Below are 12,210 nucleotides of genomic sequence, written 5' to 3' on the forward strand. Positions count from 1 at the left end.
TCCCACCGTTGATGAGCAGGTTCGAACCGACAGAGCCGAGGCCCTGCTGGGCATCGCTGCCGACCTGACCCAGGTTCCGCTGCAGATTACTGCCGACGGTTCCGAGGTTGCGCTGCAGATTGCTGCCGAACCTGCCGATCCGCTGCAGCGGTGAACTGCTCGAGCTGGAGCTCGAACTCGAGGCGGTTTGCCCTGTCTCGGCGTATGCCGCTCCCGCACCTGCGGTGGCCGCTCCCATGGCCAGTGCGATTCCGCCCCCGGCGATTGCCGTCGCAGCGATCATCCTGACGGAGGTTCCCTGACGTCCCAACATGTTGATCTCCCTTTCAGCAAATTCCCCAACCAACGTCGAAAAGTTAACACAACGGTTGCCTGGCAAACTAGACCTGGCCGCAAATTTTCTGAAATTTGTCTTGACGCGGGCGACAATTAACGAGCTGCCCACGCTCTTCGCAACGGTCGTGTCCACGGTGGGAACGCAGCCGGAGGCTGCTGCCACTCAGCGTCATTCAGGCCGTCTAGCTGTGCGTTTCCGGCCGCGCACGGCCGCCGGAGAAAGCTCGATCGGCTGGCTCGTCCATGGCCACGCCAAGAGCGGGCCGCTGCGACCCCAGCTCGTCGCCAGCTTTCTTATCTTGTTTGCCATTTCGTTATCAAGATCAGATACACCCACTATGTAGCAAACTAAACATCACGTTTGCGCAAAGAATGTCCCGTTGCCGAACCGAGGTTCACCGCGCGGCAGCAGCACGCGCCGGCGCAGCCAGGCACGCAGTAAGGAACAACGCGCGGACCACGGTGCTCCGCGCGTTGCTGGCAGGCGCGTTACTGCGAGCGATACACCTTGACGCCCACGAACGGTCGCCACGTCATCACGCCCCGCTGAAACGTCACCCGGGTCGCGCCGTTGACCCACTTCTCCGACGACGTCGCCAACCCCAGTTCCGGGACCCATTTCTTGGCGAACTCCACACTGGCCGTCTGCACGCCGGTCTCCGGCGAATACCAGACCCGGAACGGCTGCCAGCCACCGAAATCCTGATAGCCGTCCCTGAACGACGTTTTCGGCAGGATCTTCTTCTTACGCACCAGATCGGCGACCGGCGTCGGGGACGCCACAATCGTGCCCGGCGACACCTCCCACAGCGTGCCGAGAGCGCGCAACTGCGTCGGGACTTTGAACGGTCCCGTGAAGACGGGACTGAGCACCTCCCCGAAACTGGGGTCGGTGAACGCGGCGAACCGCTGATAGACCGCGCCGACTCCGGGCGGGGCAGCCACTACCTGCTGCGCGGCTTTGGGCACCCAGTCCGACCGGTACAGGCCGAATCGGTCCTCGTCGGAACCGCTGGAGCTGTTGAGATCTCGTGTGGTGTAGAGCATCAGTGGGCCCGCGTACGGGAGTTCCTGCCAGGTGCTGATCATGTCCGCGATGAAGGCGGCCTGGGTCGCCTCATTCACTCGATTGGTGGGGGCGCCGTACTCCGACACCCAGATCTTCTTCGGCGCATCGCCGCGCTCCAGCATCACTCTGCGCATGCGGACCAGTTGATCCACCGGCGAATCCGCCTGCAGCATGCCTTGCGAGAACTTCATGCTGTAGCTGTACGGGTGATAAGACAACGCGTCGAAGAACGGTTGCGCGCCCGCGGCGTACATACGGGTGAGGAACGTGACGGGATCGATCGTCCACGAGCCCCAACTCTTTCCCGACCCCAGCACTCCGCCGACGACAATGGCCGCCGGATCGACGGCTTTGATCCGCGGATAGGCGGCCTTCAACAGATCGGTATATCCAGAGGGATCCGGTGCCGGGTGATATCCGAAAACGCCGTTGGGTTCGTTCCAGATCTCATATGCCGCAATTTTGCCCTTATACCGTTGCGCGACCTTCGCGGTGAATTTCCCGTATTGGTCGGGCGAGGCGGGACGGCCGTGCGGCGGAAGGGCATTCCACGCCTTGGCCCACCACGGGCTGGAGGTGATGGCGCAGATGATCGAGATGTTTGCCGCCGCCGCGGCAGCGACAATCCGGTCGGCCTTGGACCAGTCATACCGGCCTTGGAGCGCCTCGACACCCGCCCACGGAATTCCGATGCGCACCGTGCGGATATTGTTCTGGACCCAGCGCTGCACCGTCGCGGCCACTTCCGCGTCGTTGTAGAAGAAGACCTGCGAATCAGCGAACCCCAATGTGGTGGCTGAGTTACTGAGTGCGGCGAAGTTGTCCGTGAACACCTGGCGGTGCCGGTGGGAGGTCGGAGTGGCGATGAGAGCGACGACACAGAGGCCGGAGACAATGGCGCCCAGAACCGCGCGCATTAATTTGCGGCGCTGGAATATTCTCCCGCCGCGCACCGTACTCACATTCACCCGACCCTTCTCAAAATATGAGGTTATTTCTAACGGAAGCAACGACCGAAGCACCGCACCGAATTCGGCGTGTCGAAAACCCCCGGTCACGGTCCGGATACGGTGTGGATATGCGGATCGGTGTGGTGTTTCCCCAGACAGAACTGGGCGGCGATGTCGGTGCGGTGCGCGCCTACGGCCAACGGGTYGAGGAATTGGCCTTCACCCACATTCTCGCCTACGACCATGTCGTGGGTGCCGACCCCGACGTGCACGCCGGGTGGGCCGGGCCCTACGACGTGCACACCACATTCCACGAGCCTCTGGTCATGTTCGGTTATCTGGCCGCCATCACCACGACGGTCGAGCTGGTCACCGGAGTGATCATCCTTCCGCAGCGCCAGACCGCGCTGGTCGCCAAGCAGGCCGCCGAGGTCGACCTGCTCAGCGGCGGCCGGCTCCGTCTCGGCGTCGGAATCGGCTGGAACGCGGTGGAATACGAGGCCCTCGGTGAGGACTTCGGTAACCGCGGCAAACGATCCGAGGAGCAGATCTCTCTGCTGCGCAGGTTGTGGACCGAACCTTCGGTGACGTTCGACGGCCGATACCACCGCCTCACCGGCGCGGGCCTGGCACCGTTGCCGGTGCAGCGCCCCATCCCGGTATGGATCGGCTCGGCATCGGATGCGGGCTACCGGCGGGCGGGCCGGGTGGCCGACGGGTGGTTCCCCATGATGGCGCCCGGAGCCGGGCTCGACCACGCCCGTGAGGTGGTTTCCGGTGCCGCCGAGGAGGCGGGCCGTGACCCGGCCGCGATCGGCATGGAAGGTCGCGCCACCTGGCGCGGCGACGATGACGCGGCGCTGCAGGAGATCGGGGCCTGGGCGCGGGCCGGCGCCTCGCATCTGTCGATCAACACCATGGGCGCGGGACTCGGCACCGTCGACGCACATCTCGACGTGCTGTCCCGGTTGTCCGCGGCGCTGCCCGCGCCATGATTCCCGCGGATGGATCGGGCGCCATCCGTACGCTGTGGAACTGATGCGTGCGACAGGCGATTCGCCGGTGACCGATCGTGCTGCCACGAATCGGGTGGCTTCGCTGACCGGGCTGCGCGCACTGGCCGCCCTGCTGATCGTCGCCACCCACGCAGCCTTCGGGACAGGGCACCTCGATGACGGTTATCTCGGCCAGCTCTATGCGCGGCTGGAGGTCGGCGTCCCGGTGTTCTTCGTGTTGTCGGGCTATCTGTTGTTCCGGCCGTGGGTCCTGGCGACCGCGCAGGGAACCCCGGAGCCGTCTCTAGGCCGCTATGCCCGTCGCCGGGTGCGCCGGATCGCACCGGCGTATGTCATCACGGTGCTCCTCGCCTTCGCGATCTACGAGTTCCGCGACGCCGGGCCGAATCCCGGGCACAGCTGGCTCGGGTTACTGAAACACCTGACGCTGACCCAGATCTACCCGCCGTTGTATTACGCCGAGCTGCATCAGGGGTTGACCCAGATGTGGAGCCTGGCAGTCGAAGTCGCCTTCTACGCGGCGTTGCCGCTGTTGGCCGGTTTGCTGTTGACGGTGCTGTGCCGCCGGGCGTGGCGCCCGGGCCTGTTGCTGGCCGGTCTGTCCGCCCTGGGCGCGGTGACGCCGCTGTGGCTGCTGCTGCCGACGATCACCGATGCGCTGCCGCCGTCGGCGACCATCTGGTTGCCCGCGCACCTCATCTACTTCGTCGGCGGCATGGCTCTGGTGGTGCTGCAGGTGCTCGGCATTCGCTGTCGCGCTTATCTGGCGATACCGCTGGCGGTGGCCGCGCTGTTGGTGGTGGCGCTGCCGATCGCCGGTGATGTCACCGTGATCGAGGTCGAACCGTGGCAGCGGGTACTCAAGACGATCCTCTACGCCGTGGTGGCCGTCGGGCTGCTGGCGCCGCTGGTACTGGACTCGGGAAGCGGCTACGCACGCCTGCTCAGTGCCCGCCCGGTGGTGTGGCTGGGCGAGATCTCCTACGAGATCTTCCTGTTGCACGTGATCGCGATGGAATTCGCGATGGCCGAGGTGTTGCACTGGCCGACCTTCACCGGGTCGATGCCGGGACTGTTCCTCGTCACGACGGCAATGACGGTGCCGGCGGCCTGGCTGTTGCACCGTTGGACGCGTACACCGACATCGACAAGAGAACGGAGCCGCAGATGAATTCAGCACCATCGGGGCAGGACTACCCGCCGCCGGCCACCGAGCGCGGGCGCGTGGAACCCTGTCCCCGGCGGGTCCGTGGCTACGTCGGGCCCGACCTGGTCTTCGACACCCTCGGCGCGCGCTATGTGTGGGAGATTCCCTACTACCCGCACTATTACGTGCCGCTCAGCGATGTGAACACGAAATTCCTCGTCGATGATCAGCACGCTCAACGCGCTCAGTTCGGGGCGTTCCGGCTGCATTCACTGTATGCCGGCGGCCAGGTCGCCGCGGCAGCTGCTCGCGTTTTCGAGGAGGGCGACGGACTGGTGCCCGGCTACGTGCGGTTCGAGTGGGACAGCCTGGAGTGGTTCGAAGAGGACGAGCGGATCTACGAGCATCCCCGCAGCCCATACGCCCGCCACGATGCCCTGCGCTCGCACCGCCACGTGCGGGTGGAACTCGATGGCGTTGTGCTCGCCGACACCCACAGTCCGGTCCTTCTCTTCGAAACCGGACTCCCGACAAGGTATTACATCGATCGCACGGACGTCTCGATGCAGTACCTGGTCCCCAGCCAGACGCAGACGGTGTGCCCGTACAAGGGCGTCACCTCTGCCTACTGGTCGGTCCAGGTGGGTGAGGCAATTCGTGCGGACCTCGCGTGGATGTACCAGTATCCGCTGGGCGCGGTCTCCCGCGTCGCCGGACTGATCGCGTTCTACAACGAGAAGGTGGACATCGAGGTCGACGGCGTACGACTGCCGCGTCCGGTCACGCACATGAGCTAGTCGCGTTGTGGCACAACATCATCTGCCGCAGGCCTGGCCCGCTGCTGCCACGGCCACCGGCCGCTGATCTCCACCTCCAGAGAGAAGCTGAGGAACGTCCGGATCAACACGATCCCGGCCAGCACCACCACGCTCTGCCAGGTGGGGGTCAGGGCGACCGTGCGGATGATGTCGGCGGCCACCAGGAATTCGAGGCCGAGCAGGATCGACCGTCCCAGCTGCTCCCGGAAGAACCGGTAGGCATCACCGGAGCGGCCCAGCATCTTGCGCACCGTCACGACTCCGGCGAAGATCGCCCCGAGTGCGATCACCGCCACGCCGATCCCGTCGATCACCTTGCCGACCGTCTCGATGACCTCGTAGAAGCTCATGCCGCAACGTTAGGGCCAGGACCTCAGTCGCAGCACCGGGTCTCGGGAATCGGTGCGCAGCAGGTGTCACCACGCCACGCATCGCGGCCCTCCTTGATCGCGACCGCGGCAATCACCAGGGCCGCCACCGGATCCGCCCAAGACCATCCGAACGCGCTGTTGAGCAGCAAACCGAGCAGCAGTACGCCCGAGAGATAGGTGCACAGCAGCGTCTGTTTCGAATCGGCAACCGCCGATATCGAACCCAGTTCGCGGCCGGCGCGCCGCTGCGCCCACGACAGCACCGGCATGATGACCAGACTCAATGCCGCAAGCGCGATACCGATGGTCGAATGCCGGGCCTCCTGCGCACCGAGCAGTGAACGCACCGCGTCGACCGTCACGAAGATCGCCAGGCCGAAGAACGAGAAGGCGATGACCCGGAGGGCGGCCTTCTCGCGGGCTTCGGGATCGCGGCCGGAGAACTGCCACGCCACGGCCGCCGCCGAGGACACCTCGATCACCGAGTCCAGCCCGAAACCGACGAGCGCACTGGAGGACACCCGTGCACCTTCGCTGATTGCCACGACGGCTTCGATCACGTTGTACGCGATGGTCGCCGTGACGAACCAGCGGATCCGGTGCGACAACACCGCATGGCGCCCCGGTGTGAGGACGCGTTCCCGCACCATCAGCAGCACCCGCAGCCGGTGCCGTCGGCGCCGGCACAGCAGCAGTTCGGGTCCACGGCCAGTACCAGACCCATCAGATCGGTGAGCGCACTACCGATCCGGCTGTCGGTCAATTCGTATCGCGTGCGGCGCCCCTCGGGTACGGCGACCACCAGCCCGCAGCCGCGCAGACAGGCCAGGTGATTGGACAGGATCTGGCGTGACACCCCCAGTTGCTCGGCAAGCTCGGAGGGGTAGCCCGGCGCCGCGTTCAGGGTGAGCAGGACCTGTGCGCGGGTGGTGTCGGAGAGCGCGTGACCGAATCGGGCCAGGGCGTCGGTATGCACCAGAGTTCGCATGTCGTGATAATACATAGAATTCTGTACTAATCGTAAGGTCGGGAACCCGTTACCGTGGAACGATGATCGTCACCGGCGCCCTACTCGCCGAATCCGCTTCGGTCGTCGACAACAAACTCCACGTGCAGGGCGGGGTCATCACGTCGTGTCAAGCGGGACCGCGACGCATCGTCGAGCCGATCCTGATCGTGTTGATCCAGCCCGAACCGTTCGATCAGGCCGCCACGATCGATGTCCGTTTCACCGATCCGGTCGGGGCAGCACTCGACGTGCAGTTCGATGTGCCGGAGGCCAGCCTGGGCGGTGAGGTCGGATTCGTGTTCTACCCGCTGAAACTGCCGGTGCCCGCGGACGGTCGGTACCTGTTGGCGGTGTCGGGCCGTGGCGGGTTCGTGAGTCTGCCGCTCACTGTGCTCGGCTGAGCGCCGCGATCACCGGCGCGATATCGGCCTCCGCCGCGAGTTCGAGATGTCGTTCGGACACCGTCGCCCCTGCGGCGCAGAGGATTTCGACGATCCCGACCACGACGTCGGCGCGGTAGCCCAGCCAACGGGCGTTCGCCGACCACCACACCAGTAGCGCATCCAAGGCCCGGGCCGGTTGCGCGCCGAGTTCCAGCATGGTGGCCACGGTGGCGGGCAACAGCCGTCGCGCCGCGGCTTCGATCGGCCTGGTGCCACCGGTGGTCTGGGCTTCCACATCGGCTCCGGCACCGATGAGCGCCCTGACGATCTCCGGGTTGACATGATCGGCGCCCTCGCCCAGCACGTGCAGCGGTGTCGCCCCCTCGGAGTCGCGCACCATCGGGTCGGCGCCGCGGGCCAGTGCGCGGGTGAGCGCGGTGGCGCGCCCGAGCGCGGCCATCTCGTGCAGGATCGTGGTGAACCGCTCGCCACGCGCGGTGAGGTCGATGCGCCGGCACGCGTCCGCGCCCGCCTCGACGAGAGCGATCGCCGCCGCGGGCTGCAGCGAGCGGACCGCGTACCAGAGCGGTGAGGCGCCGCACCGGTCGAGTACGTCGACGTCGAGACCGCCGGTCACCAGATCGCTCACCGAGGCCCATCCGTTGGAGGCGCGGTAGAAGAGGTCCAGGACGTTCTTCGGTAGCGGTTCGGTCCAGGGCGGCGCCTCGATACCCAGCGCGCCCAGCACCTTCAGTGCGCCCTCGCGCCGGCTGTCCAGGTCGTACCAGGGCCATGGCCCGTGACCCTTGGCGACGAAATCGGCGAGGGGCGTGCGGGTCTCCGTCCGGATCGAGCGTCCGTTGTCGTCGAAGTCGGACCAGAACACCAGTTCATCGCCGTCACGGGTCACGATGACGCTGTCGTATCCCTCCTGGTATTCGACCAGCGTTTCCGGCATGCCTCCAGCATGACCGATGGCATCGCTCGATAGCCTGACCGGGGAGGCCGAACATGCCGATGACCGATATCGCCGCGCTGGTGCTCGGCATCGTGATCGCGTTGGTCGTCGCCGCGGTGGCCGGTGAAGTCACGGAATCCACCGACGACTCCATGCGCTGGGAGGGCGGTTTCGCGCTGGGATTATCGGCGCTGGTCGTACTCGGACCGCTCTGGATCGCCCAGGCCGCCTGCACGGTGCTCTCGACGATCGACGACACGGGTGTCCGGTCGTGGTGGTTGTGGGTGTGGTTGTTCGTCGCGCCCGCGCTCGGCCTATCGCCACCGGCGGTCGCCCTACTAAGCAAGTTGAAGCGGTTGCGCACCACAGGATCCCGCGCCGATAACCGGCTGCCGCGGGTGAAGTTTCTGAGCGACCAGGCGTGGGCGGCCACCGCAGCAGAGCCGGGATGGGAGTTGCGCCGCACCCCACCGCTGCCGGAGTCCTGGCCGCCGGTGCCCGGTGGCCCGGTGTCGTGGTTCTGCTATGCCGAGCGTGCGAACACCCCGGCCACCATCGAGGTTGCAGCACCGTGGGCGCGTGTCGACATGGCCGACCCGTCTGCCGAACCGGTCGTACACCGCATCGACGACGAGGTCGAACTCCTTGGCCTGCAGGGCATTCAGCCATTGTCCCCGGAGGTACTGCGGAAGAAGGGGCCCACCCAGCTGGCCCTGGTGGACGCGGTGCGCCGTGGCGACCCGGAGGGCACACTGGCCGACGCGCTGCACCAGTGGCGTGCGCTCAACGGCCTGATCGCCGGGCATCCAGCGGTGGCCGCCCGATTCCCGCCGTCCGGCTAGCGCGCCTACTCCAGGACCGATGGCGTGCTGCCCAGACTGCTCCACAAATGGGGCACCGGCCGGCCACTGAGTTGATTCACCACCATCTGCGCGGCCTGGCTGACACCCTCGGTGAATGTCGGAAACGCGAACTGCAGCTCGGCGACCTGCTCGACGCGCATGCGCGCCGCCATGCAGGCCGCCACCATCTGGATCACCTCGGCCGAATACTCGCCCAGCACATGGGCTCCGACGATCTGCCGACTCGCGGTGTCGACGATCAACTTGCAGAACCCATCCGGGTGACCGTCGGCAACCGGACGCAACATGTCCTCGTAGCGGGCCACCGCGACCGCGCAGTCGTAGCGGGCCCTGGCGTGTTCCTCGGTGAGGCCGACGCTGCCGTACTCCGGGTCGGTGAAACTGCCGGCCGGGACGATCTCGTGGGCAACCTGGCGCCGCCGGCCGAGCACCGCGTTCTCGGCGGCGACCCGGCCCTCGAGCGTCGCGCTGCTGACGAGCATGCTGTTCCCGTCGACGTCGCCGGCGGCAAAGATATGCGACACGTTGGTCGCGGCCGACGCGTCGACGACCACGTAGCCCCGTTCGGTTTTCACACCGGCCGCGGCGGCGTCGACGACGTCGGCATTGCCGGGCCAGCCGACGGCGAAGAACACCGCGTCGACGTCCACGGCCCTGGAGTCATCGCCGGTCCGGTACAGCACGCGGACACCGTCGGTGGCCGGTGCGAGTTCGTGCACCGCCGCGCCGGTGACGACGCCGATACCGCGGCGGTGGAAGGCATGTTCGAGCCCGGCCGAGACGTCGACGTCGGCGCGCGCGACGATGCGTGGCCCGTACTCCACAAGTGTTACCTTGCAGCCGAAGTCGGCGAGAATTGAGCTCAGCTGACAACCGGTGTCGGAGGCCCCGATCACGCAGACCCTGTCGGGCAGCGCGGTCAGACCGCGGATGTCGGCGTAGGTCAGGCCGAGTTCCGCACCCGGGATGGGCAGTCTCCCGGCCCTGCCCCCAACCGCGATGATCACCCGGTCCGCCGTCCAGGTCCGGTCGTCAGCCGCAGCAACGGTGTGCGCGTCGAGGAAACGGGCGTCACCGGTCTCCTCGACGAGATCCACACCGGCAGCGCGGATATGGTCGGCGACCCGCTTTCGTTCATAGGCGTAGTCGGCGACCCGTTCCGCATTGGCCAGCGTGGCGGCGACATCGACCTGCGGCCGTGCCCCGCGCAGACCGAACGCTTCCCATGAATTCCAGTCCCGCACCAGGCGCGCGGCGCGCGCCAAGGTGCGGACCGGCGCCGGGCCGCTGTTGAAGGCGGTGCCGCCGACCCGTCCCCGCTCCAGCAGCGTCACCTGTGCGCCCAGACCGGCGGCATGCAGTGCGGCCGACACCCCCGCCGGGCCGCCTCCGATCACGACAACGCGCATCTCGCCGGTCATGGGGTCAGCGTATGCCTCCGCGGCCCTCGGTCAGCGCCAGTCGCGAAACGCCGTCAGCAGCCGGTCCCGAAACGCCGGGTCGAGTTCATCAGCACGCACCTTGCCGAGAGTGTCCACGGTGGATCGCAGCTGCTGCAGATAGTTGTCACAGCCGTCGCATTCGGTCAGATGAACGTCGAAACGTGCCCTGGTACCCAGATCCAGCACACCATCGAGGTAGGCGGTCACCAGCTCTACCAGGACATGGCAATCCATCGAATCCGTGTCGCTCACGCCGACTCCTTCAGATAGTCCTCGAGCGCCTGCCGTATCGCGGCGCGACCACGATGCAGCAACACCCGCTGGTTGGCGGTGCTGATACCGAGCAGTGCGCTCACCTCAGCGGAGTCCATCGCGAGCACATCACGCATGGTGACCACTTCTCGTTGCCGCACAGGCAGTTTGTCGAGCTCGCGGCGGGTCACTGCGACCAGCTCATCGCCGAGTACCGAGCCCTCCGGGGTGTCCGGAAAGGCCACCGGCGCCTGGTGTTCCTTCCAGTGACCAGCCCACTGCCGGCCGGCTTCCCGGAAGCGTGCCGGGTCGACCGTACCTCCGGTGAAGGCGAGCACCTGCATCTCGGTGTCCCGCCGCTCCCGCACACCACGCGTCTTCGCGATTTTCACCATGACTGTGAAAAGCCAGGTGCGCAAAGAAGATCGGCCCTGGAAGCTGTCGAGGCCCTTCAGCAGAGCGATCCAGGTTTCCTGGACGACCTCTTCGGCGATCTCATAATTGGGCACATAGCCCGCTGCGACCCGCAGCATCGACGGTGCATACCTCTCCACCAGAGCGGCGAAGGCCGCCTCGTCACCGCGCCGCAACGCGTCGACGAGGGCGGCTTCATCCGGTGCCGATATTGTCATGGCGATGCCATCGTAGGGCTCAAGACAGCGCCGCATGACCAGTTCGCCGACGTGCCGCCGCCAGCGCATCAGCCAAGGTCCACAACGAGATACCGATCAGAGCAATGTCTTTGATCAGGAACTGGCCCGTCGAGGACAACACCGGAAAGCCGCCGGCCGAGGACTCCCCGACACCCGGTGTGGTGAACAGGAAACTCAACGTGGCGGCGAACAGGCCGACGGCGATCACGCTGCCGACCGCGGAGAGCCGCGGCAGCCACGGCTTGGCCGCCAGCAAAGCTGCCGTCGTCAGTTCCAGTACGCCCAGCATCGACGAGAACGCAGTCACCGAGAAGATGTCGTACACCCAGCTCATCAGCGGACTGTTCGCGACCAGAGGTTCGATGCCGTGCGCCTCATAGGAGGTGAATTTCAGGGCTCCGATCCAGGCCAGCACGACCACCAGTCCATACCGGGCGGCGTTGCCGCCGATGTCGGCGAGGACTGACTCAGCGCGGACGAATCGGCTGTCTTGCGTGACGGTCATGTCTGGCTCCTTTGCGTTCGGGCGTTGCAAAGGGAGTGTGGTGTCGACGGCCAAGCGTTACAGGCCGTTCGGGAGCTACAACTAGCCGGCGATGCGGATGAGTTTTTTGTTGACGAATTCGTCGATGCCGAAGCGGCCGAGTTCGCGGCCGAACCCGGAGCGTTTGACTCCGCCGAAGGGCAGCTCGGCGCCTTCGGCGCCGACGGCGTTGACGAAGACCATGCCGGCCTCGATCTTGTCGGCCACCCGCTTGGCCTGCTCGGSGTCGGTGGTGAACACATAGGAGCCCAGCCCGAAGGGGGTGTCGTTGGCCAACTCGACCGCGGCGTCCTCGTCGGGCACCTTGTAGACGGTGGCCACCGGCCCGAACAGTTCCTCCTTGGCCGCCGGGGAATCCGGGGACAGCCCGGTGAGCACCCCGGGCGGGAAGAACGCCCC

At 66.3% G+C, this 12,210-nt stretch carries 16 protein-coding genes; 5 read left to right on the forward strand and 11 right to left on the reverse strand.

Annotated elements, in window-relative coordinates:
• Window positions 1-469: hypothetical protein (locus AC1DTF_RS30600; RefSeq protein ID WP_477476771.1), on the reverse strand; the 469-nt coding region annotated here is incomplete at its 3' end.
• Window positions 470-825: 356 nt separating this feature from the next.
• Complete coding sequence (locus tag AC1DTF_RS30605; RefSeq protein WP_477476772.1) at window positions 826-2,463, reverse strand: cellulase family glycosylhydrolase; 1,638 nt, start codon at window positions 2,461-2,463, stop codon at window positions 826-828.
• A 20-nt stretch (window positions 2,464-2,483) separates the two neighbouring features.
• Here AC1DTF_RS30605 and AC1DTF_RS30610 point away from each other — a divergent pair, with 20 nt between their 5' ends.
• The 3 genes from AC1DTF_RS30610 to AC1DTF_RS30620 all read left to right on the forward strand — a co-directional run bounded on the left by AC1DTF_RS30610 (window position 2,484) and on the right by AC1DTF_RS30620 (window position 5,315).
• The gene (locus AC1DTF_RS30610; RefSeq protein WP_477476773.1) at window positions 2,484-3,350 is read left to right on the forward strand and encodes an LLM class F420-dependent oxidoreductase; all 867 of its coding nucleotides are present in this window, start codon (window positions 2,484-2,486) and stop codon (window positions 3,348-3,350) included.
• 67 nt (window positions 3,351-3,417) lie between these two features.
• Window positions 3,418-4,542 carry an acyltransferase family protein gene (locus AC1DTF_RS30615; RefSeq protein ID WP_477476774.1) on the forward strand — a complete coding sequence of 375 codons (1,125 nt, stop codon included), beginning with the start codon at window positions 3,418-3,420 and terminating at the stop codon, window positions 4,540-4,542.
• Window positions 4,539-5,315, forward strand: coding sequence for a DUF427 domain-containing protein (locus AC1DTF_RS30620; RefSeq protein WP_477476775.1), 777 nt, complete (start codon window positions 4,539-4,541; stop codon window positions 5,313-5,315). Before AC1DTF_RS30615 ends, AC1DTF_RS30620 begins: the two co-directional genes overlap by 4 nt.
• Here the strand turns inward: AC1DTF_RS30620 and AC1DTF_RS30625 are convergent.
• The 3 genes from AC1DTF_RS30625 to AC1DTF_RS30635 are packed head-to-tail and all read right to left on the reverse strand — an operon-like array spanning window position 5,312 to window position 6,695.
• The gene (locus AC1DTF_RS30625) at window positions 5,312-5,686 is read right to left on the reverse strand and encodes a DUF1622 domain-containing protein (RefSeq protein WP_057165620.1); all 375 of its coding nucleotides are present in this window, start codon (window positions 5,684-5,686) and stop codon (window positions 5,312-5,314) included. The genes AC1DTF_RS30620 and AC1DTF_RS30625 overlap by 4 nt on opposite strands.
• Window positions 5,687-5,709: 23 nt before the next feature.
• Window positions 5,710-6,357 (reverse strand): cation efflux transmembrane domain-containing protein, encoded by a 648-nt coding sequence (locus AC1DTF_RS30630; protein ID WP_057165964.1) that lies wholly within the window; start codon window positions 6,355-6,357, stop codon window positions 5,710-5,712.
• Complete coding sequence (locus tag AC1DTF_RS30635) at window positions 6,357-6,695, reverse strand: ArsR/SmtB family transcription factor (RefSeq protein WP_477476776.1); 339 nt, start codon at window positions 6,693-6,695, stop codon at window positions 6,357-6,359. Before AC1DTF_RS30635 ends, AC1DTF_RS30630 begins: the two co-directional genes overlap by 1 nt.
• A gap of 62 nt (window positions 6,696-6,757) precedes the next feature.
• Here AC1DTF_RS30635 and AC1DTF_RS30640 point away from each other — a divergent pair, with 62 nt between their 5' ends.
• Entirely contained in the window at window positions 6,758-7,117 is a 360-nt protein-coding gene (locus AC1DTF_RS30640) for a hypothetical protein (protein WP_477476777.1), read from the forward strand.
• On the opposite strand, the gene AC1DTF_RS30645 is transcribed toward AC1DTF_RS30640, so the two are convergent.
• Complete coding sequence (locus AC1DTF_RS30645; protein ID WP_477476778.1) at window positions 7,101-8,057, reverse strand: ankyrin repeat domain-containing protein; 957 nt, start codon at window positions 8,055-8,057, stop codon at window positions 7,101-7,103. The two genes, AC1DTF_RS30640 and AC1DTF_RS30645, sit on opposite strands and share 17 nt — an antisense overlap.
• Before the next feature lie 53 nt (window positions 8,058-8,110).
• On the opposite strand from AC1DTF_RS30645, the gene AC1DTF_RS30650 reads away from it, so the two are divergent.
• Entirely contained in the window at window positions 8,111-8,899 is a 789-nt protein-coding gene (locus AC1DTF_RS30650; RefSeq protein WP_477476779.1) for a hypothetical protein, read from the forward strand.
• A gap of 5 nt (window positions 8,900-8,904) precedes the next feature.
• Here AC1DTF_RS30650 and AC1DTF_RS30655 read toward each other — a convergent pair whose 3' ends face one another.
• From AC1DTF_RS30655 to AC1DTF_RS30675, 5 genes are all read right to left on the reverse strand, one after another.
• Window positions 8,905-10,341 (reverse strand): dihydrolipoyl dehydrogenase family protein, encoded by a 1,437-nt coding sequence (locus AC1DTF_RS30655; protein WP_477476780.1) that lies wholly within the window; start codon window positions 10,339-10,341, stop codon window positions 8,905-8,907.
• 30 nt (window positions 10,342-10,371) lie between these two features.
• Window positions 10,372-10,596 carry an anti-sigma factor family protein gene (locus tag AC1DTF_RS30660; protein ID WP_477476784.1) on the reverse strand — a complete coding sequence of 75 codons (225 nt, stop codon included), beginning with the start codon at window positions 10,594-10,596 and terminating at the stop codon, window positions 10,372-10,374.
• Window positions 10,597-10,610: 14 nt separating this feature from the next.
• Window positions 10,611-11,246, reverse strand: a complete 636-nt coding sequence (locus AC1DTF_RS30665) for an RNA polymerase sigma factor (protein ID WP_477476781.1) — start codon at window positions 11,244-11,246, stop codon at window positions 10,611-10,613.
• Between the two features lie 19 nt (window positions 11,247-11,265).
• A complete protein-coding gene (locus AC1DTF_RS30670; RefSeq protein WP_477476782.1) occupies window positions 11,266-11,772 on the reverse strand; it encodes a YkgB family protein in 507 nt (168 codons plus the stop codon).
• Window positions 11,773-11,853: 81 nt separating this feature from the next.
• The coding region (locus tag AC1DTF_RS30675) for an aldehyde dehydrogenase family protein (RefSeq protein ID WP_477476783.1) at window positions 11,854-12,210 on the reverse strand (357 nt) is incomplete at its 5' end.

The organism is Mycobacterium sp. P4_H6, assembly GCF_056400845.1.